The sequence below is a fragment of the Kitasatospora sp. NPDC089509 genome (assembly GCF_044749365.1).
Lineage (GTDB): Bacteria > Actinomycetota > Actinomycetes > Streptomycetales > Streptomycetaceae > Kitasatospora.
Genome location: NZ_JBIVHS010000007.1, coordinates 220,548 through 241,219, shown reverse-complemented (window position 1 = coordinate 241,219; position 20,672 = coordinate 220,548). Strand labels below are relative to the sequence as shown.

Sequence of the window (20,672 nt, the reverse complement as noted above, 5' to 3'; positions counted from 1 at the left end):
CGGACGGGGTGACGTGGTGTCACCGTCCGGGCGGGGTGCAGTGCGGCCGCCGACGGCAGGAAACCTATCAGTCCCGGGTGCCCTCGTCGCAACATCAACTGACGATATGTGAACGGTTGCTGGCGGGGCCGACCGGTTTCGGTCGGAGTGTTCGCCGACGGAATGCCGCAGCTCAGTGCGGTCGTCGTGCGGGCGTCGTGCGGGCGGAGCGGCTCCCCGGGAGACCGGGCGGGTCTCCCGAAGAACCGTCAGGAACAGGTCAAACGGTGGTTGTGCCGAAGGTTCGCCACCGTCCTGAACAGCGACCACTCCCGGCGCAGCCCGCCGCCGATCGGTCTGCCCCGATCGGCCTGCCCTGATCCGCCCGCCCCGATGGACCCGCCCCGGCGTGGCCCGCCCCCGGATCAGCCCGCCGCGGCGAGCGGCACCACCCGGCCGCCGGCCCGGATGGCCCGGCCGCGCCGCCCGATCTGCTCCTGCATCGACGGCGCCTCGTCCTCCAGCTGGTTGAGCTCGGTCCACGCCCAGCTCGTCAGGTCGGACAGCTCGGCCGACCACTGCTTGCCGTACGTGCCCGCCGCCACCTGCCCGAGCCGCAGCTTCTGCACGTCCGAGGTGCCGGCCGGGGCGAAGATGTGGGTGGCGTCCCGCAGGTAGCGGAAGACCTGGTGCTCCTCCTGGGTGCCGCGCGCGGCGAAGATCTCCATCGCCTGGCGCGCCGAGTCCATCGCGTACTCGGTGTTGATGAGCTTGGCGTTCATCAGCTCGGCGTCGCAGGTCCTGCCGTGGTCCAGCAGGTGGGAGGCGTGGTACGCGGTCAACTTGGCCGTCATCAGCCGGGACTGCATCTCGCCGAGCTTCAGCGCGATGCTGTTGAGCTGGTTGATCGGCTGGCCGTAGAGCACCCGTTCCTCGGCGTAGCGCACGGTGTCCTCCACCACGGCGGTGTGGATCCCGAGCGCCACCGCGCCCAGGTTCAGCCGGCCGTACAGGGTGGAGGAGGAGTAGGCGACGTCGAGGCCCTGCCCCTCCTCGGCGAGCCGGTTGCCGGCGGGGATGCGGCAGTTCTCGAAGACGAGCTCGCCGAAGCTGAAGCCGTGCAGGCCGCCCTGGGTGCCGGCGGTACCGGTGCGGAAGCCGGGCCGGTCGCTCTCGACCAGGAAGGCGGAGAGCCCCCTGCTGCCGGTGCCGGTGCGGAACACCACGCCGTGGACGTCGCCGATGTGCGAGTTGCCGACGAACACCTTGCGGCCGTTGAGCACGTACTCGTTGCCCTCGCGGCGGGCGGTGCCGGCCATGCCGAGCACATGGCCGCCGGACTCCGGCTCGGTGACCGCGATCGTCGGCAGGGCCTCGCCGGACGCGAACTTGGGCAGCCACTTGCGCCGTTGGACGTCCGAGCCGAAGTGGATGACCTTGGCGACGCCGAGCTGCGAGGCCTGGGCCACGGCGCCCATCGCGCCGCTGACCCGGGCCAGTTCCTCCACGATGATGGTCTTGGCGAGGTGTCCCAGGCCCAGGCCGCCGAACTCGCGCGGGATCGTGACGCCGATCCAGCCGCGGCGGGCGATCTCCCGCGAGAGTCCGAACTCGATCTCCCGGTCGGCCTCCATCCGGGCCACCTGAGGACGTACCTCCTTCTCCGCGAACGCACGGACCTCCGCCCGGAGGCTCTCGTGCCGCTCGTCGGTGAAGTAGTCCATCGCCATGTCTGGTCCTCTCGTTCCGGTGGGCGTCGTGCCTCCGTTCGCGCCGTAGATGCCGCTCCGGCCGCTCCCCCAGGGAGCTCGGGTGGGGGTGTGGAGGGGTGGCGGTGCCGATCGCTTCGAGAGCCATCGGTGCATGCGGACATGAGGACCGGTTCTCCCATGGGGCACAGGAACTACCGTCCGTGTCTTCGGCAGGGCTCATTGTCATATGTGCACACCGGGTGCACAGCTAGTGGATCTTGGATTGGCGGGATTCGGCCCGTTCATCCAGTGGCGTACTGGTGACGGGTTTTGTCACCGCGTCGGGTGGGGAGTGTGCTTCCCCCGCTCTGCCGACCTGTAGTGGGTCGCTCACATGCTGCTTTGACTGTTCATCAGCAAGGGGGGCGGCCCAGTCCCGGTTCCACCGTGGCTCTCGAATGTCTGATTACATGTGCGCCATGACTGATGTGATGAGCACTCAAGGCCAGTTCCCGGGTCCTGCCGGGGAATCCGAGCGGACCCGCAGGCTGCGCGGCCTGGGTCTCAACGAAGCCACCGCGGACGAGGCCTTCGACCGCTTCGCTCACCTGGCAGCCAGTATCACGCGGGCTCCCATCGCGATGGTCAACTTCATCAACGACGAGCGCCAGATGTTCCGGGGGCTCTACATTCCGCCAAACTCGTCCGATCTCGCCACCGACGACGGCGCCTCCTGGGCCGACCGCGGCATCGCCTTCGACCTCCCCACCCGGGAGATGCCGCTCAGCCACGGTTTCTGCCCGCACGTGGTCGCCCAGCGTTCACCCCTCGCCCTGGACGACATCCTCGCCTACCCCCGGTTCGCCGGTAACCCGGTCGTGGACGAACTCGGCGTCCGGGCCTACCTCGGCGCCCCGCTCGTCGACGACACCAACACCGTCATCGGCACCGTCTGCGTCCTCGACCGGGAACCCCGGCAGTGGGGGCGCGAGCGACTGCGCGACATCCAGCACCTCGCCGAGGCGCTGCTCTCCGAGATCCGGCTGCGCGACAACCTGCTCGCCCAGCAGCAGGAGATGTTCGCGGCCTTCGACGGCTCCCCGTTCCCCATCCTGCTCACCGACTGCCCCGGCCAGGAGATCCGTTACGCCAACGCCCAGCACGCCGAGACCTTCGGCGTCCCGGTGGCGTACGGCGCGATCGGTGCGGCCTACCCCCAGCTCGGCGCGGCCGGCCTCCAGCAGGCCGTCACGGAGGCGTACCACACCGGTCGCGTCACCGTCCTCAACAACGCCCGGATCCAGTCCGGCGGCCCCGACGCACAGCGCGCCCAGGTCTTCAGCTTCACCTGCACCCCGCTGCGGGGCGCCCGCACCGGTCAGGTCAACGGCGTCCTCACCGTCGGCATGGACGTCACGGCCCAGACCCGCACCGAGGAGGAACTCGGCACCCTGGCCGCGCTGCTGGTCGACCGGCTCCAGCAGAGCGCCGCCACCCCCGGGGCCGGCCGGCCGGGCATCGCCGGCGGGGCCGGACCCGTCCTGCCGAACTGAGCGGCCGACCGCCGCTCGTGCGCGGCAGCACGGCCCGCGGGCACGCCCGCCCGCAGCATCACCCGTACCGCCCACCACCGTGGCGGGGCGCCTCTCACCCCCGAGGAGAGGCTCCCCGCCACGCTGTCGTTCCGGGGGCGAGCGGGTGAACCGTCCGCGGCCCGATGTCCGGCCGGGCCCGCCGACGGGCCACCGGTGGTAGGCATGGGCCGCATGGACTGGATGGACTGGTTCGCCGCCCCCGACTACTGGTTGAGCCGCCTGCTCGTCCAGCGCCTGCTCGCCGGCCTCTACCTGATCGGATTCCTGAACGCCGCCGCGCAGTTCCGCGCGCTCATCGGCACCGACGGCATGCTGCCGGTGCCACACTTCACCGCCCGCGTCCCGTTCCGCCGGGCACCGGGGCTCTTCCACCTCCACTACAGCGACCGCTTCTTCGCCGCCGTCGCCTGGAGCGGCGCCGCGCTGGCCGCCGCCGTCGCGGCCGGACTCGGCGACGCCGTCCCGCTCTGGGCGTCGATCCTGCTGTGGGCGGTGCTCTGGGGCCTCTACCTCTCCATCGTCAACGTCGGGCAGACCTGGTACTCCTTCGGGTGGGAGTCGCTGCTGCTCGAAGCCGGTTCGCTCGTCGCGTTCCTCGGCAACGCCGACACCGCGCCGCCCACCCCCGTCCTCTGGCTGATCCGCTGGCTGGTCTTCCGGGTCGAGTTCGGCGCCGGACTGATCAAACTGCGCGGCGACAGCTGCTGGCGCGATCTGACCTGTCTGCGCTACCACCACGAGACCCAGCCCATGCCCGGACCGCTCAGCTGGTTCTTCCACCACCTGCCCGACCCGCTGCACCGGGTCGAGGTCGCGGCCAACCACGTCGTCCAACTCCTCGTCCCGATCGGCCTGTTGCTCCCGCAGCCGATCGCGAGCTACGCGGCCTGCGCGGTGGTCGCCACCCAGCTGTGGCTGATCGCCTCCGGCAACTTCGCCTGGCTCAACTGGCTGACCGTCGTCCTCGCCCTCGCCGCCGTCGAACCGGCCCGCCTCGGCCTGCCCGGCCACGCCGGCGGCCACCCCGACGCCCCCGTCTGGTACCAGGCGGTGGTCGCCGCCGTGACCGCCGCCGTCCTGGTGCTCAGCTACTGGCCGGTGCGCAACCTGCTCTCCCCGGGCCAGGTGATGAACCGCTCCTTCAACCGGCTCCACCTCGTCAACACCTACGGTGCCTTCGGCAGCGTCAACCGCCTCCGCCAGGAGGTCGTGGTCGAGGGCACCGACGAGGCCGTCCTCACCCCGCACACCGTCTGGCGCGAGTACGGGTTCAAGGGCAAACCCGGCGACGTGCGCCGCCTCCCGCGTCAGTACGCCCCCTACCACCTGCGGCTGGACTGGCTGATGTGGTTCGCCGGCATCTCGCCCGGCTACGCCCGCCCGTGGTTCCTGCCGTTCGTCGCCCGCCTGCTGAGCGGCGACCGGGCGACCCTGCGGCTGCTGCGCCACAACCCCTTCCCCGACGCCCCGCCGACCCACGTCCGGGCGACCCTCTACCTCTACCGGTTCACCGGATGGCGCGAACTGCGGGAAACCGGCGCGTGGTGGCAGCGCACGGCGCTCCACGAGTACCTCGCGCCGGTCGACCTGCCCGCCCTCGGCCGGGCCGGCCACCGCCCGCCACCGGGCCGCCGCGCCACCACCGGGCCCGTTCCCGGCGGGCCGGGCCCCGCCCGGGGCACCCGCACCGTGCCGCTGGACGGGCTGCGCCGACCGCGCCCGCCCCGGACGGAGCACCCCGGCCACCCGTCCGGACCAGCGCGGGGACACCCGGGTGGCCCTCCCGAGTAGCGGCCAGGCGGGCGTCATGGCACACGACACCGGCCCGTCCGGCGGTGGGTGCGTGCAAGGCTCGAACGGGCACCCGTATTCTGGGCCTCCACAACCGGCGGCCCGACCGCGCGCCCCCCGGTCCCGCCCCAGGGGCCCCGCGCACCCGGTCCGCCGCCCCCTCGCCGTCAGCCCCGCCGTCGTCGCCCAGAACCGGACCTCACATGACAGTGCTTCACTCGCGCAACGCCGACGCAGCCGACTCGGCGGACGTCGCCGACGCCGCAGACGTCAAGGACCCCCAGGACGCCGCTGCGGAGCCCGACCTCCGCGAAGACCTCGGCCGTTACGCCGAACTCGGGGCCTTCACGCTCAGCGCCGACACCCACGCCTGGTACGCCGCCGTCGACACCGTGGCCACCCCCGAGGACGCCCGCGCCGCCTCCACCGCGCTCGCCGAACTGCGCGGCCGCGACCTCCAGCAGACCTGGGAGGCCGTCACCGCGCTGGCCGCCGAGGTCAAGCTCGACGAGCCCGACACCGTCGCCAAGACCGCGCTGCTGGTCGAGATGCTCCAGCGGGTGCGCCGCACCGCCGCCACCCTGAGCACCGCCGCCTACGACGCCGACCTGACCGCCCTCGCCGCCGCGACCGCCGACAGCACCTGGCGCCGCGAGAACGGCGTCAAGCTCTCCTGGCTGCGCGGCCGCTCGCTGCGCAAGCAGGCCACCGCCCTCGCCCACGACCGCAAGGTCCGCCGCGAGGACCTGCACGAGGCGCTCACCTCCGCCGAGATCGAGCGCCGCGCCTGGGCCGCCCTCGCCCCCGCGGGCACCCTCCCGAGCGTGCCCGCCGACGGCGCCCTGGTCGACCGCACCGCCCAGGCCTTCGAGCCGATCAACACCGGCATGCGCGACCTCGCCCGGATGCTGCCCGACCACGACCTGGACGGGCTGCCCTTCGCGGAACTGGTCGACCTGGTCGAGCGGCTCGCCGCCGACGAGGGCACCCTCTACCGCCTCCCCACCATCCGCGGCCTGCGCGCCACCCTGGAGGAGGCCGGCCTCGCCGACCTGCTCGCCGAACTCACCGCGGCCAAGGCCGACCGCCGCGCCGCCGAGGCCGCGTACGCGGCGCGCCAGGCGCTCGCGGGCGGGCAGCGGGACGGGCTGGCGGATTCGGCGGCTGATTCGGCGGCGGAGGTGACGGTCTCCGAGGAGCCCGAGCTCGTCGCCGAGGTCGACACCGAGGTCGAGGCCGCGGTCGAGGTCGAGGTCGAGACGTCCGGCAGCGACGCCGAGGCCGAGGCCGCCGCGCGGCAGGCCCTGGCGGGCGGGCAGCGGGACGGGCTGGCGGAGGAGACGCCGGCTGCGGTCACGGAGGCCGTCGAGGTTGAGGCCGAGGCCGATGCTGAGGTCAAGGCCGAGGTTGACGCCGAGGTCGAGGTCGAGGTCGTCGAGGTCGAGGTCGCAACTGGGGCCGATTCGGCCGCGGTTGAGGAGGTGACGGAGGAGACCCCGGTCGCCGTGGTCTCCCTCCCGGCGCCTTCCCCGGCCGCTGACGACCTGGTGGCCGCTGCGACCGCCGCCCTGGCCGAGGCCGCGACTGCGGACGAGGTGACGGAGCGGGCGGACGCGACCGACGAGGAGACGGTTGAGGCCGAGGAGCCCGCCGTCGAGGTCGAGGTCGAGGCCATCGAGGTCGAGGCCGCTGTCGTCGAGGTCGCGGAGCCGGTTACCGAGACGGACACCGTCGAGGAGCCCGAGGCCGTTGTCGAGGCTCCCGCCGTCGAGGCTGAGGCGCCGGTGGTCGAGGAGACCCCGGCGGTCGTGGTCGAGGAACCCGCCGCTGAGGTCGAGGCCCTTGCGGTTGAGGCTGAGGCTGACGCGCCGGTCGTCGAGGCCGAGGAGTCGGTGGTCGAGGCGGAGACCGTCGAAGAGACCCCGGCGGTTGTGGTCGACGAGCCCGAGGCCGTTGTCGAAGCCCCCGCCGCTGAGGTCGAGGCGGTTGTGGAGGCCCCGGTCGTCGTGGCCGAGGAGCCCGAGGCTGAGACTCCGGCCGCCGAGGCGGAGGTCGTCGAGGCTGAGGTCACCGAGGTGGAGGTCGTCGAGGCGGAGGCTGCTGAGGAGGCCCCGGCCGAGGCGCCCGCCGGCGAGCCGGAGGCCGTCGAGGAGGCCCCCACCGCCGAGGTGGAGGTCGAGGCCGCCGTCGAGCCGCAGCCGGAGGCCGTCCCCGTCGCCGAGGAGTCCGCCGACGAGTCCGCCGACCGTCCCGCGAAGCCGGACTTCACCCCCGGCCGCCCCGTGACCGCCTACTCGGCCGACGAACTGCTCGCCGTCGTCCGCTGGATCGACGGCGACGGCACCGGGCGGTCCGACGAGGAACTGCTCCGCGCGGCCATGAAGGAGTTGGGCTTCGCCCGGCTCGGCCCCCGGATCAAGGAGGCGCTGGGCGCCGCCGTCGCCGCCGCGCGCGGCTGACGTCCGGGCGGGTCGCCGCCGGAAACCTTCAGGGCCCGGGACGCACGAGCGTCCCGGGCCCTGCGCCGTACCGACGTCCGGCCGCGGCCGGACCACCGTGACGTGGGGGAGGCGTCAGCCGGCCGCGTTCCACGGCTGGCCGGCCATCAGCGCCTTCACGTTGGCGACGTACTTCGGGTTGGGGATGTCCAGGCTGCCGACGATCTGGCCGGAGGTGGGGTCGGTGACCGTGGTGTAGTGCACGTTGCCCGCGCCCGCGTTGTAGGCCGAGATGACCAGGTCGAGCAGCGGCGTCTTGCCGGTGGCCGGGTCGGGGGAGAGGTCGTACTTGCCGTCGAAGGAGGAGTCGCCGTAGTAGGCGACCAGCCAGTCGAGCAGCTGGGTGCCGAGCTGGACGTTCCCGGTGAGCGTCTTGGGGTCGGAGTTGGTGCCGTACTTGCCGTTCATCCAGCTGACGGTGTTGGTCATGATCTGCATGGTGCCGATACCGCCGTCGCAGGCGAGGATGCCGGACTGCCAGCCGCTCTCCTGCCAGGCGATCGCCTTCACCAGGTTGACCGGCAGCGGCGGGAGCTTGTCGGTGCCGCCGGAGCTCAGGGTGAGCACCCGGGACTGGCCGGCCGCCGCCGTGAGTGCCGCGCCGACCGCCGTCTTGGGCTCGTCCGGCTGGGGCTTGCTGGGCTGGCAGCCGCTCTGCAGCGGGGGCACGTGCGGGACCGGCGGGGCGGGCGGCGCGGGGAGGGCGACGGCGCCGGGCTTGGCGGTCGGGACGGGCGCGGGTATCGCGGGCTTCTCGACCGGCGGCTGGGTGGCGGGTGCACCGGCCGCGTTGCCGCCGCTCTTGGCGTTGCCGGCCTGGGCGGTGGGCGAGGCCTTCGCGGACTTGCTCGCGCTCGCGCTCGGGCTGTGCGAGGCGCTGGGGCTCGCGGACGCCGAGCCGGTCGGCGTCGGGGTGGTGCCGGCGGACGGGCTGGCGCTCGCCGGGTCGCTCGGTGTGGCGGTGGCCGCAGTGAGCGTGGTGCTGGACGCCGCGTTCGGGTGCTTGTCGGCGCTCTCGGTGCCGCAGCCCGCCAGGACGGCGGTCGACACGGCGACGGCGGACACCAGGGCGGCGGTCCGCCGGGTGGTGCTCGAACTCATCTACGGTCCCCCCACTTGTCACCGGTGATCCCGGTGAGTGGCGGTCATCCTATGGTGTGCTCTCGCGGCCCTGGACGAACGGGTGGTCGATCGCCAGCCGGAGGACCGCCGGGGCGGTCGTGAGCGAGGGTCCGTACCAGGTCAGGTGCCGTCCGCTGACCAGCGCGGCCGGGATGCCCGGGAACGCCTCCGGGCCGTCCTCGGCGGTGAAGCGGTACGGCTCGTCGGGCAGCACCACCAAGTCCGGCTGCTCCGCGAGCAGTTCGGGCAGCGGTACGGCCGGGTAGCGGTCGGGGTGCCGGGCGTGCACGAGCCGCAGGCCGAGGCGGTGCAGCAGGTCCCCGGCGAAGGTGTCCCGGCCGAGCACCATCCACGGGCGGCGCCAGATCGGCACGATCACCCGGGGGCCGTCCGCCGGCCCGTGCCCCGGCGGGAGGTCGCGCCAGGCCGCCTCCGCCTCGTCCAGCCAGGCCGGGCGCGGCAGTTGACAGGCGACGGTGAGCAGCCGGTGCAGGGAGCGGAGGCCGTCGTCCAGGGTGCGGATGTCGGTGACCCAGACCGGCACCCCCGCGGCGCGCAGGGAGTCCAGATCGGGGCGGCGGTTCTCCTCGTCGTTGGCGATCACGAGATCGGGGCCGAGCGCGAGGATGCCCGGCAGGTCCGGATTCTTGGTGCCGCCGATCCGGGTGACCGCCAGGTCGGCGGGGTGGCTGCACCAGTCGGTGGCGCCGACCAGCAGGCCGGGCGCGGTGACGGCGACGGCCTCGGTCAGCGAGGGCACCAACGAGACCACCCGGCGCGGTGGGTGGGGGCCGAGCGGGACGGACAGGCCGAGGTCGTCCCGCGGGTCGGCGCCGTCCTGCGGGTCGACCCCGTCGTGCGATCGGGCGTCGTCGTGCGCTCGGGCCTCGGCGTGCGCTCGGGCGGCGTCGCGCGGATCGGTCGGGGCAGCCATTCGGCCACCCTATGCGCGGCGCCCGTCGCATCGGAGCGGGACGGCCCGCAAGTCGCGGGAACCCGTCGCCGCCTCCGTCCGACTACCTGGTCCGGGTCCGCAGCGCGGGCCGCACAGCACCACCACCGACCAGGAGAGTCCCCATGCGCCCTCGCGTCGTCTGCGGTATCGCGGCCGCCGTCGCTCTGTTCGCCACCGCCTGCGGAAGCAGCGGAAACACCGCCGGCAGTGGCGGCGGTGCCGGGAACAGCGCCGCCGTCACCGCCCAGGCCGCTCCGGCCGGGAGCTTCCCCGTCACGGTCGCCGACTGCGCGGGCAAGGACACGACCATCGACAAGGCCCCGACGAAGATCGTCACCAGCAACGCGGCGAGCCTGGAGATGCTGCTGCGGCTCGGCGCGGGCGACCGGGTGATCGGCACCGGGTTCCCGCCCGGCAAGGGCACCCTGCCGGCGGACCTGGCCGAACAGGGCGCCAAGGTCCCGGTGCTCGGTGACAAGAGCATCCCCAAGGAGAAGCTGCTCGGCTCCGGCGCCGACCTGTACGTCGACACCTTCGGCGCGATGCCGATGATGGGCGGGGCCGCCGGCCCGACTCCGGAGGAGTTCGCGGCGGCCGGCATCCAGCACGTCTACCTGCTGTCCACCGCCTGCGCCGGGACCCCGAAGGCCGCCAAGGCGCCGCGCACCGACCTCGCCGGGGTGGAGGACGACATCCGCCGCCTCGGTGCCGTCACCGGTACCGCCGCCCGCGCCGAGGAACTCGTCAGCGGGATGGAGAAGCAGGTCGGCGAGGTCCGTACCGCGCTCGCCGGTGTCCCGGCGGACAAGCGGCCGGGCTACTTCGTCTTCGACTTCGACGCCGGGACCAAGCAGCCGGTCGCGGTCTGCGGCCGGCAGGTGGCCAACGCGGTGATCACCCTGGCCGGCGCCCGCAACGTGTTCGCCGACTGCGACGCCGACTTCAAGCCCGGCTCCTGGGAGGACGTGGTCGCCAAGAACCCGGACTGGATCCAGCTGGCGGTGCGCAACCGGGGCAGCGAGGAGGCCACCCGCAAGGCCTTCGACGACGCCGAGGCGTTCCTGCGGAGCTTCCCGGCGACCCAGGGCCTGAAGGCCGTCCAGGAGGGGCACTTCGTGCGGCTCGGCTCCGAGGTGACCACCATCGCGGGCGTGCGCAACGCCGACGCCGTCCGGCAGATCGCCGCCACCGTCCACCCCGACCTCGTCAAGAACGGTCGGTAACAGGTGACTTCGGTCGAATCCGGCACCGCAGCCGAGACCGCCACCGCCACCGGAGCCGTCACCGGGTCCGGTGGCGACGGCGGTAGTGAACCCGGCACCGCCGCCCGGCGCCCGGCCCGCACACTGCGGGCCGGGCCGCTGGCCGGTGCGCTCGCCGTCGCCCTGGTGCTCGCCCTGACCGCCGCCGTCTCGCTCGGCTCGGTGGACGTCCCGCCCGGCGAGGTCTGGTCGGTGGTCGCCCACCACCTCACCGGCCGGGCGCCCGAACCCGGCACCCGCGACCTCATCGTCTGGCAACTGCGCGTCCCGCGCGCCCTGTTGGCGGCCGTGGTGGGCGCCGGACTCGGTCTGGTCGGCACCGCCGTACAGGCCCTGGTCCGCAACCCGCTCGCCGACCCCTACCTGCTCGGCATCTCCTCCGGCGCCTCCCTCGGGGCGGTCGCCACCCTCGTGCTCGGCACCGCCTTCGGTCTCGAACTCTCCTTCGGCAGCGCGCTCGGCCTCACCGTCTCCCTGGCGGCCTTCGTCGGCGCGCTCGGCGCGTTCTCCCTGGTCTGGCTGATGGCCCGGCGCGGCGGCGGGTTCTCCCCGCTGCGCCTGGTACTGGCCGGCATCGGGATCGCCCAGTTCCTCGGCGGCATCACCAGCTACCTCGTCCTGCAGACCAGCGACGAGCAGCAGACCCGGGGTGTGCTGTTCTGGCTGATGGGCAGCCTCGGCGGGGCCGTCTGGGCCCAACTCGCCGTCCCCGCGGCCGCCGTGGCACTCGGCCTGGCCCTGCTCCAGGCCCGGGCCCGGGGGCTCAACGCGATGCTGATGGGCGACGAGACGGCCGCCGGACTCGGCGTGGACGTCGCCCGGCTGCGCCGCGAGGTCTTCGTCGTCACCAGCGTGCTCACCGGCGTACTGGTCGCCGTCTCCGGGGCGATCGGCTTCGTCGGACTGATGGTGCCGCACGTCTGCCGACTGCTCGTCGGCGGCGACCACCGGCGGCTGCTGCCGCTGTCCGCGCTCACCGGGGCCGTTCTCCTGGTGGTGGTCGACACCGTCGCCCGCACCGCCCTGGACGGCCAGGAACTGCCGATCGGCGTGGTCACCGCGGTGCTCGGCGCCCCCACCCTGCTCTACCTGCTGGACCGACGACTGGAGCGCAGTTGAGGATCGCCGTCGAGGACCTGAGCGTCGCCCTGGCCGGCCGCACGGTGGTGGCCGGGGTCCACCTGGTCGCCGAGGAGGGGGAGATCGCCGGGCTGGTCGGGCCCAACGGCAGCGGCAAGTCCAGCCTGCTGCGCACCGTCTACCGACATCTGCGCCCGAGTGCCGGACGGGTGCTGCTGGCCGGGCGGGACCTGGCGGAGCTGCGGCCCGCGCAGTCCGCCCGGCACATCGGCGCGCTGCCCCAGGAGCGCGGCGGGGACTTCGAGTTGAGCGTGCGCGAGGTGGTGGCGATGGGCCGCACCCCGTACAAGCGGGCCTTCGCGGCCGACGACCCCGAGGACCACCGGATCACCGCCGAGGCGCTGGCCCGGGTCGGCATGGCCGGGGCCGCCGACCGCCGGTTCGCCCAACTGTCCGGTGGGGAAAGGCAGCGGGTGCTGCTCGCCCGGGCCCTCGCCCAGCAGCCGGACGTCCTGGTGCTGGACGAACCCACCAACCACCTGGACGTCCGGCACCAGGTCGAACTGCTCGCCCTGCTGCGGGAACAGCGCCGCACCACGCTGGTCGCGCTGCACGACCTCAACGCCGCCGCCTCGGTCTGCGACCGGCTGCACGTGCTGCACCGCGGTGCCCTGGTGGCCTCCGGGGCGCCGCGCGAGGTGCTGACCGCCGAGCTGCTGGCCGAGGTCTTCGGCGTCCGCGCCGCGGTGGTCGAACACCCGCTCACCGGTGACCCGTTGATCGCCTTCGACCACCGCTCCCCGGCGGGCGTGCCCTGCTAGACCGGACGGGGGCCTAGCAGCTCTCGTAGTGGCTCGGCCGGCCCGCGTGCAGCACCGGCCGGCCGAGCCGCGCGGCATCCGCGTTGCGCAGCAACTCCCAGCTGCCGTCCGGCCGGTGGAGCACCGCCGAGTGCCAGGGCGTCATCCAGGCGTCGGCGGCCGCCAGCAGCCGGATGCCGAACTTCGCCGCACCGGCCGGCTGCGGGTGGATCGACAGGCGCACCGCCCGGGGGTACTGCTCGGCGATCAACTCACCCCAGGCGCGGCTGCGTTGGATCACCCCGTAGGCGCGGCGCCGGCACTCCCGCTGCAGCGCGGACCGGGTGCCCGGGAAGTCCACGGTGTCCTCGGTGAGGAAGCGGGTGATGCCGCGGTAGAGCCGCAGGGTCTCCTGCTCGGTCAGCACCTGCTCGCGCAACTCCTCGACGGTGGGCGCGTACCGCTCGTGCACCCGGGCGCGCTTCTCGTCGTACGGCAGGTCGCCGAGTACGGCGCGCAGGTCGAAGGTGTCGAGGCGGTGCAGGCCCTCGCGCTCGATCATCGCGGTCAACTCGTCGGAGTACTCGTCGATGTGCTCGTCGGGGACGTTGATCAGGTCGCCGAAGATGTGCCCGTCCGAGCAGATCAGGATCCGGGCGCCGGGCGGGTGGATCCGGCCGATCCGGGCGCAGAGCTCGTCGAGGAAGGTCAGCGACAGCCGCTCGCCCTCGTCGGGCAGGTGGCCGAGCACCTTCGCCGGGTTCGGCGACTTGCACGGGAAGCCCGGCAGGGTGAACACGATCGGCTCACCGGCGGCGATGAAGTCCGCCAACTGGGCGAGTTGGAAGGGGAAGTGCTCGGGTGCGGCGTCGAACTCCGGGTCGGAGGCGCGGCGGTGCGGCAGCAGCAGGCCCAGGATCCGGGCGGCGAGCCGGGCCGGCGACGGCTGCTCGGGCTGCGGCTGCTCGCAGTGCGGCCGTTCGTGTTGCGGCTGCTCGGGGGTGTCGACGGCGATCGGGGCACTGACGGGGGCGGTGCCGACGGGCGGCATGATGGATCTCCTCCGCGGATGGGCGGGTGACGGGTGTGCGGGTCTACGGATGCGCGGCCGGTGTGCGGTGCCGGGCGCGGGAGTTCAGTCGCGCCGGTCGTAGTCGACCGGCAGCCGGTTCACGCCGCGCGCCAGCACGGCCGGGATCCAGGCGAGTTCGTCCAGTCCGTCCCCGGGTGTTGCGGCGGGGCGCAGCCCGGACAGTCGGCCGAGCAGGGTGCCGATGGCGATCTGCAGTTCGGCCCGGGCCAGGGCGGCACCCGGGCAGTAGTGGATGCCGTGACCGAAGGCGAGGTGGGCGTTCGGCGTGCGGTCCAGGTCGAGGCGGTCGGCCTCCGGGAACTGCGCGTCGTCGCGGTTGGCGGCGCAGAGCGAGACGATCACCGAGTCGCCGGCCGGGACGACGGTGCCGAACAGATCGCTGTCCTCGGCGAAGAAGCGCCAGGTGGTGAGCTCGAACGCGGCGTCGTGGCGCAGCAGTTCCTCCACCGCCCGGGCCAGCCGGCCGGGCTCGTCGAGGCCGGCGCGCAGCGCGGCGAGCTGCCCGGGGTGGCGCAGCAGGGTGATCAGCATGGTGGTGATCTGGTTGGTCACCGGTTCCTGCCCGGCGACCAGCAGCTGGAACACGATCGAGTCCAGCTCTTCGCGGCTCAACTCGCCCGCGTCGTGGGCGGCGACCAGTCGGCCGAGCAGGTCCTCCTGCTCGTCCCAGTCGGGGGACTGCCGGTCGGCCCGCTTGCGGGCGACCACCTCGGCGATGTACGTCTGCAGGCCGCGCAGCCGCGCCTCGTACGCCGGACGGCCCGGGTCCTGCGGTCCGACCGGCTGGACCACCTTGCCCCAGTCCCGGTCGAAGTGCGCGGCCAACTCGGCGGGCAGGCAGATGACTTCGGCCAGCACCCGGAAGGGGTAGTGGGCCGCGAAGCCGGCCACCAGATCGGTACCCCCGGTCGCCGGGAGCTCGTCCACCAGGGCGTCGGCGAGCTCCTGCAGCCGCGGGCGCAGCGCCTCCACCCGGCGCGGGGCGAAGGCGTCCAGCACCAGGCGGCGCATCACGGTGTGCTTGGGCGGGTCCTGGTGCAGCAGGTGGACCTGGAGCTGGGAGTGCTGCGGCTCCGGCATGATCGAGGCGAGTCGGCGCCAATTGTCGTTGCCCAGGGCGTGGTTCTTCCCGAGCCGGGGGTCGTTGAGGGTCGCGTGGGCGGCCTGGTGGCCGGTGACCAGCCAGGCGTGGATGCCGCTCGGGAACTCGACCCGGTGCACCGGACCGGCCTCGCGCATCCGGCGGTAGAGCGGGTACGGGTCGGTCTTGTAGGCGGGTCCGTGGAGCGGGACGGGGGAGGGGAGCCGGTCGTGGCCGTAGGGGCAGCGCGCGGCTGCGGGCGTGGCCGGGTCGGGGGTGGTGTCGGTCATGGGTGTGCTTTCTCCGGTGGGACGAGGCGAGGGGCCGGTGATCCGATGAGGGGGGTGGGGCTGTCGCGCGCTACGCCTGCGGGCGGCGCCGGTACCGGGCCAGCAGGACCACGGCGGTGGCCGCGACCAGGGCGGCCAGGGCGATGCCGACGTGCGTCCCGGTGGTGGCGCGGTCGCCCGCCAGAGCGGCGGCGGTGGCCAGGGCGGGGCCGAGGGCGAAGCCCAGACTGCGGGAGAGCTGGACGGCGGAGCCGGCGGTGGCGAGTTTCCCGGGCGGGGAGGCGGTCATCACCAGGGCCTGGGTCGGGCCGCCGTTGAGGCCCATCCCGGCGCCGGCCAGTGCGAGCCGGGCGGCGATGTCGAGGGCGGACCAGTCGGCGCCGACCGGGACGAGCAGCGCCAGGCCGCAGGTGGTGAGGACGGCGCCGGTCAGCGCGGTGGGCCGGGCGCCCCAGCGGTCGGCCAACCGACCGCCGACCCGCCCGGCCAGCACCATGCCGAGCGGGAAGGCCAGCATGGTCAGCGCGGTCGAGGTGGCGCTCTCGCCGTGCGGGCCGCGCAGGAACTGGACGAGCAGGTACTGGCAGGCGGCGAACCCGGCGGCGAGCGCCAGCACCGAGGCGTTCACCCCGGCGGTACCGGCCGCCCGCAACACCTCGCCCACCGGCCGACCGCCCGGGCGACGCAGCCAGAGCAGCACCAGCGGCGCGGCGGGCAGTGCGAGCAGCAGCCACTGCGGGCCCTTCGGTGCCAGGGTGAGTCCGAGCAGGATGCCGCCGACCGCCGAGCCGATCAGCGCGGCGTCGCCGAGCGAGGCCCGGTCGGGCAGGCGCAGCCCACCGCGCCGCGGGGCGTACCGGCGCACGATCAGTACGGCGGCCAGGCAGACCGGAAGCTTGACCAGGAAGATCGCCCGCCAGCCGAGGTGGTCCAGCAGCAGGCCGCCCAGCACCGGGCCGGTGACGGCGCCGAGCGGCCCCAGCGTCGCGGGCACGCTCATCGCCCGCCCGCGCAGCTCGGGCCGGACGGAGGTCGCGGCCAGCACCGGCATCAGGACGAACAGCACGGCGCCGAAGGCACCTTGCAGCAGTCGGGCGGCGATCAGCCAACTCGCCCACGGGGCAAGGGCGGCGAGCACGCTGCAGGTCGCGAAGCAGCTGACCGCGAGCAGCAGCGCGGACCGGGTGCCGACCTGGTCGAGCCACCGACCGGCGGGCAAGAGCAGGGCGACGAGCGGGAGTTGGTAGCCGAGGACGGCCCACTGGGCGACTCCGGCGGAGACGTGCAGGCCGGCGGATATGTCGGTGAGTGCCAGGTTGACCACGTTCATGTCGAGCATCGCGACGAACGAGAGCAGTCCGGCGGCCACCACCAGGCTCCACCGGTCCGCCGGTTCGACCTGATGGTCCGTCAGGTCGCCTGTGGTGGTTTGATGGTGCGCTCGCATGAAGGTCCTCCGTTCCCCCGTAGCCGTACCGGCACCGCCTCGGCGGCGGTGTCCGGTACAGCAGTCGGGGGCGGGCGGGCTCCAGTTCCGAACACTTGGGGGAATTTTTCCGGGCGGGCGACAGGGAGCGGCTGACAGGTGTCAGGTGACAGCGAGCGGATAACAGATAACGGATGACAGATGATGAAATCTGTCATCCGTTATCTGTTGGCTGTTCTTCGTCAGCCGTCGCCCGCTCGCTGTCCGCCCGCGGGCCGCTCAGCAGGCCGCCGCGAGCTCCCCGGCCTCGGCCGCCCGCAGGCGCGCTATCAGCTCCTCGCGGGCCCGGGCGACCCGGGACCGCACGGTGCCGACCGGGCATCCGGCGACCTCGGCCGCCTCGGCGTAGCTCAGGCCGACCACCTGGGTCAGGACGAAGGCCTCGCGCCGTTGCACGGGGACGCGTTCGAGTAGGTCCCCGAGCGCGATCCCGTCCTCGAAGCCGGCGGCCGGGATCCCGCCCTGTCGTTCCGCCGCCTCCTGCCAGTCCGGCAGTGCCGCGCAACGCGGCCGCGCGGCGGCCATCCGGTACCGGTCGATCACGGTGCGCCGGGCGATCGACAGCAGCCAGGTGCGGGCCGAGGAGCGTCCGGCGAAGGAGGGGAGGCCGCGCAGTGCCCGGAGAAAGGTCTCCTGGGCGAGGTCGTCGGCGGACTGCACGTCGGTGAGGTGGGCGACGAAGCGCCAGACGTCCCGCTGGGTCGCCCGGACGAAGGCCTCGACGTCCGCCGCCCGGCCCGAGCGGGCGGTCAGCGCGAGCGCGGTGAGCTGGTCGTCATCCACGACGGCCCCCGATCCGGCCGGTTCCGGCCGTGCCGATCGCGACTGCGTTGATCCCGGCCGTGCTGATCCCGATGTCGCCGGTCCTGCCCCGGTCGGTCCCGGCTCGGCGGCCGTGCGGGACGATGGTGCTATGAGATGCGCGCAGTTCCGTACCGCTCTGTCCGCCCGGCTCGACGGCGAACCGAGCGGTCTGCCCGGCACCCGGGTGGACCGACACCTGGCGCGCTGCGCCGGCTGCCGGGACTGGCTGGAACGGGCCGAGCGGCTGCGCGCCCGTACGCGGGCGACCGCCGCCGACGGCCCGTCGCCGGAGTGGGCGGCCGGGCTGTGGGCCCGGCTGGGGGCGGACGGCCCGGACGGTCGCGCACCGGAGGGTCCGCGGACCGCAGAGCAGTAGGGCGCCGGCGCCGGCGCACACCGGTGCGCCGTCGTGATGAGGCATGGAAAGGTCCCGAGGGTAAGGCGGGGAGCGGCACCGCGCGCAGCGGCGCCGCAGTCGTCCATGGGCCGGCCGCACGGCGCACCGCACCTCCCGAGGGGGTGTCGGCGGGCACGGCTCCGGACCCGGGCCCCGACGGCACGGCGGCCCGGAGCGCGACGACACGGGACGTGACGGCGCGGGGCGCGGCGGTGCGGCAGGGCGACCTGCCCGACGCGGGGACCCCGAAGGCGGCCGGGTCAGGGCCGGAGGGGGACGGGCGCGGCGGGCGCGTCAGGAAGCGAGGGCGAACGCCGGCGGCCCGCGCCGGACGACGGCATGGGTCAGCAGGACCGACCGGGGCAGCCGGGCCGGCTGGTCGGCGCGGCGGGGCGCGGCCGGCGGCCGGTACCCGAAGGGCCGCACGAACAGTGTCAGCAGCGGGAGCAGCAGCGCCCCGGCGACCACCGTCCCGAGCGCGGCGAGCAGTTCGAAGACCCGGACCAGCGCGGCGTCACCGCGCCAGAGCAGCAGCGCACAGGCGAGTGCCGCCAGCACGTGGGCGAGGGCCATTCCCGCCGACATGCCGTGCGACATGCCGTGGGACATCTGGTGCGACATGCCGTGCGACATCCCCGGTACCGCCGATGCCCCCGACATCCCAGGCATCCCAGGCATGCCCGTCATTCCGGTCAGGCCCGTGTCCACGGCCGTTCCGTCGACCGCCCCCGCTGCCCCGTGGTGGATCCCCGTCATCGGGCGCAGGTGGCCGGTGGCCGGTGGTGCGTCCGGGTCGATGCCCGCCATCCGGGCCAGCTCGACCGGCGAGAGCCCGCCGGGCATCCGGTCCGGGTTGCAGAGCAGCAGGCCGGCCCAGTCCGTGGTGGCGAGCCGGCCGAGACCGCCGCCCCCGCGGCCGAGCGTCCCGGCCTGTTCGAACAGCAGGTGCAGCGCGCTCTGCGCCGCGACCATCCAGACGCTGATCACACCGAGCCCCCGCCGCTTTCCGGCCAGCAGCCAGGTCAGTCCGAGGACCGCCCCGAACGCGCCGAGCAGCACCGGCGGAGAGACTCCGGGCCCGGCCATGGCGACGTGCGCCGTGGCGGCCATCGCCACGCACAGCGCGGCGAAGACCGCGGCGCGCAGCAGGCGGATCCGGTCGGTCATCACGATGGCACTCATCGTCGCACCCGCCATGCCCCGCCCGTACCGCACCCTCCGGTGATGGCCGGTTCCGGTCCGTGAGACCATGCCCGGCTCGTCGGGTCGACCGATCAACGGCTTTTAGCACGGTTTCACGTGGTCGTCGAACCGGCTTGACACCCGCACCTGCCGATCACTAGAAGTGCACACTCAAGCACGGATCGTACGCACCGGAACGAACCCGACCGGAAGCAGGAAGCACGGCCATGGACATTCCGACCGACGTCTCCGCCCCCACGACCTCCCGCCCCACAATCCCGGTCCCCACGACCCCGGTCCCCACGGCCCCGGCCGGCACCACCGCCGTCCCCGACCTGGCCGCCCCCCGGTTCTGGCAGCTGCCCGCCGCCGCCCGCGCCGCCGCCTTCGCCGACCTGCGCCGCCGCCCCGCCCCGGTCTACTTCGGCGACCGCGCGACCGGTCGTGGATTCCACGCCCTGGTCCGGTACGCCGACGTGGTCGAGGCCAGCCGCACCCCGGCGGTCTTCCGGTCCGCCCCCGGCGTGACCACCCCCGAACCGGCCCGCTGGGTCCGGCTGCTGTTCGGCGACTCGATGGTCAACCTCGACGACCCCCGGCACGCCCAGCTGCGCCGGGTCGTCTCCCGGGCCTTCACCCCGCGCCTGCTCGGCCGGGTCGAGGAGGACGTCCGGCGGATCGCCGCCGCCCTGGTGGACGAGGTCGAACGCGGGCGCCCCGGGGACTTCGTCGGCCCGGTCGCCGCCCAGCTCCCGTTCCAGGTGATCTGCACCCTGATGGGCATCCCGGAGGAGCCCCGCCGCAGGATCCTCGACCTGGTCGACCGCAATTCCGCGGACGTCGGCGTGGCCCGGCCGCTGCGCCGCCGGTTCCGGATCCCCGGGCGGGGACTGGCCGCGCTGGCGCGGATGCAGGGCATCGTCGCCGCGATCGGTCGCGAGCGCCGCCGCCGGCCCGCCGAGGACCTCATCTCCGCGCTGGTCACCGCCGACGTGGCCGGTCGCCGGCTGACCGGTCGCGAGCTGGGCGCCTTCTTCAGCCTGCTGCTGGTCGCCGGGGTCGAGACCACCCGCAACGCGCTCGCCCACGGTCTGCACCTGCTGACCGTGCACCCCGAGCAGCGCGCCCTGCTCCTCGCCGACCTGGACGGGCGGCTCGACGGGGCGGTGGACGAGATCCTCCGGCACGCCACACCGATCGTCCAGTTCCGTCGCACCGTCGCCGTCGACCACGAGCTCGGCGGCCCGGGCGGGCCGCTGCTGAGGGCGGGGGAGAAGGTCGCGCTGTACTACGGCTCGGCGAACCGGGACGAGTCCGTCTTCCCCGATCCGGAGGCCTTCGACATCACCCGCGACCCCAACCCCCACCTCGGCTACGGCGGGGGTGGGCCGCACTACTGCCTCGGCGCGCACCTGGCCCGGCAGGAGATGACGGCACTGTTCCGCGAGCTGTTCACCCGGCTGCCCGAGGCCCGGTCGGTCGGCGAGCCGGTGCTCGTCCCGTCCAGCTTCGACCACCGCGTCCGCTCGCTGGGCTTCGCCTTCTGAATCCCCGGACCCGGCGGCG

General features: G+C 74.0%; 16 protein-coding genes. 8 read left to right on the top strand and 8 right to left on the bottom strand.

The genetic code is table 11. The annotated features are described in order from the left end of the window. Nucleotides 1–404: 404 nt before the first annotated feature. Nucleotides 405–1,709 carry an acyl-CoA dehydrogenase family protein gene (locus ACIP4P_RS17775; RefSeq protein ID WP_400919393.1) on the bottom strand — a complete coding sequence of 435 codons (1,305 nt, stop codon included), beginning with the start codon at nt 1,707–1,709 and terminating at the stop codon, nt 405–407. A 440-nt stretch (nt 1,710–2,149) separates the two neighbouring features. Between ACIP4P_RS17775 and ACIP4P_RS17770 the strand changes: the two genes are divergently transcribed. From ACIP4P_RS17770 to ACIP4P_RS17760, 3 genes are all read left to right on the top strand, one after another. Further along, a complete protein-coding gene (locus tag ACIP4P_RS17770) occupies nt 2,150–3,223 on the top strand; it encodes a GAF domain-containing protein (RefSeq protein ID WP_400919390.1) in 1,074 nt (357 codons plus the stop codon). Nucleotides 3,224–3,445: 222 nt separating this feature from the next. Next, on the top strand, nt 3,446–5,056 hold the full coding sequence (locus tag ACIP4P_RS17765) for a lipase maturation factor family protein (protein ID WP_400919797.1): 1,611 nt from the start codon (nt 3,446–3,448) through the stop codon (nt 5,054–5,056). Nucleotides 5,057–5,259: 203 nt separating this feature from the next. Next, nucleotides 5,260–7,515 (top strand): hypothetical protein, encoded by a 2,256-nt coding sequence (locus tag ACIP4P_RS17760; protein WP_400919388.1) that lies wholly within the window; start codon nt 5,260–5,262, stop codon nt 7,513–7,515. A gap of 114 nt (nt 7,516–7,629) precedes the next feature. Here ACIP4P_RS17760 and ACIP4P_RS17755 read toward each other — a convergent pair whose 3' ends face one another. Together ACIP4P_RS17755 and ACIP4P_RS17750 are read right to left on the bottom strand one after the other, a co-directional pair. Continuing rightward, a complete protein-coding gene (locus ACIP4P_RS17755; RefSeq protein WP_400919385.1) occupies nt 7,630–8,655 on the bottom strand; it encodes a transglycosylase SLT domain-containing protein in 1,026 nt (341 codons plus the stop codon). Nucleotides 8,656–8,704: 49 nt separating this feature from the next. Then, nucleotides 8,705–9,610 (bottom strand): helical backbone metal receptor, encoded by a 906-nt coding sequence (locus ACIP4P_RS17750; protein ID WP_400919383.1) that lies wholly within the window; start codon nt 9,608–9,610, stop codon nt 8,705–8,707. 143 nt (nt 9,611–9,753) lie between these two features. On the opposite strand from ACIP4P_RS17750, the gene ACIP4P_RS17745 reads away from it, so the two are divergent. The 3 genes from ACIP4P_RS17745 (at nt 9,754) to ACIP4P_RS17735 (ending at nt 12,794) form a co-directional block, all read left to right on the top strand. Then, nucleotides 9,754–10,854 (top strand): ABC transporter substrate-binding protein, encoded by a 1,101-nt coding sequence (locus ACIP4P_RS17745; protein ID WP_400919380.1) that lies wholly within the window; start codon nt 9,754–9,756, stop codon nt 10,852–10,854. A gap of 123 nt (nt 10,855–10,977) precedes the next feature. Then, nucleotides 10,978–12,012 carry a FecCD family ABC transporter permease gene (locus ACIP4P_RS17740; RefSeq protein ID WP_400919795.1) on the top strand — a complete coding sequence of 345 codons (1,035 nt, stop codon included), beginning with the start codon at nt 10,978–10,980 and terminating at the stop codon, nt 12,010–12,012. Continuing rightward, entirely contained in the window at nt 12,009–12,794 is a 786-nt protein-coding gene (locus tag ACIP4P_RS17735) for an ABC transporter ATP-binding protein (RefSeq protein WP_400919377.1), read from the top strand. Before ACIP4P_RS17740 ends, ACIP4P_RS17735 begins: the two co-directional genes overlap by 4 nt. 13 nt (nt 12,795–12,807) lie before the next feature. Here the strand turns inward: ACIP4P_RS17735 and ACIP4P_RS17730 are convergent, their stop codons facing one another. The 4 genes from ACIP4P_RS17730 to ACIP4P_RS17715 all read right to left on the bottom strand — a co-directional run bounded on the left by ACIP4P_RS17730 (nt 12,808) and on the right by ACIP4P_RS17715 (nt 17,506). Then, nucleotides 12,808–13,824: an L-tyrosine/L-tryptophan isonitrile synthase family protein gene (locus tag ACIP4P_RS17730; protein WP_400919374.1), complete on the bottom strand. Its 1,017-nt coding sequence runs from the start codon at nt 13,822–13,824 to the stop codon at nt 12,808–12,810. Between the two features lie 84 nt (nt 13,825–13,908). After that, nucleotides 13,909–15,237 (bottom strand): cytochrome P450, encoded by a 1,329-nt coding sequence (locus ACIP4P_RS17725; RefSeq protein WP_400919371.1) that lies wholly within the window; start codon nt 15,235–15,237, stop codon nt 13,909–13,911. A gap of 70 nt (nt 15,238–15,307) precedes the next feature. Next, nucleotides 15,308–16,684, bottom strand: a complete 1,377-nt coding sequence (locus ACIP4P_RS17720; protein WP_400919369.1) for an MFS transporter — start codon at nt 16,682–16,684, stop codon at nt 15,308–15,310. A 258-nt stretch (nt 16,685–16,942) separates the two neighbouring features. Beyond that, nucleotides 16,943–17,506 carry a sigma-70 family RNA polymerase sigma factor gene (locus tag ACIP4P_RS17715; protein ID WP_350514411.1) on the bottom strand — a complete coding sequence of 188 codons (564 nt, stop codon included), beginning with the start codon at nt 17,504–17,506 and terminating at the stop codon, nt 16,943–16,945. Nucleotides 17,507–17,636: 130 nt separating this feature from the next. Between ACIP4P_RS17715 and ACIP4P_RS17710 the strand changes: the two genes are divergently transcribed. Further along, nucleotides 17,637–17,903, top strand: coding sequence for a zf-HC2 domain-containing protein (locus ACIP4P_RS17710; protein ID WP_400919366.1), 267 nt, complete (start codon nt 17,637–17,639; stop codon nt 17,901–17,903). A 315-nt stretch (nt 17,904–18,218) separates the two neighbouring features. On the opposite strand, the gene ACIP4P_RS17705 is transcribed toward ACIP4P_RS17710, so the two are convergent. Continuing rightward, on the bottom strand, nt 18,219–19,106 hold the full coding sequence (locus ACIP4P_RS17705) for a hypothetical protein (protein WP_400919364.1): 888 nt from the start codon (nt 19,104–19,106) through the stop codon (nt 18,219–18,221). Between the two features lie 227 nt (nt 19,107–19,333). Here ACIP4P_RS17705 and ACIP4P_RS17700 point away from each other — a divergent pair, with 227 nt between their 5' ends. After that, the gene (locus ACIP4P_RS17700; RefSeq protein ID WP_400919361.1) at nt 19,334–20,653 is read left to right on the top strand and encodes a cytochrome P450; all 1,320 of its coding nucleotides are present in this window, start codon (nt 19,334–19,336) and stop codon (nt 20,651–20,653) included. The last annotated feature ends 19 nt before the right edge of the window (nt 20,654–20,672 follow it).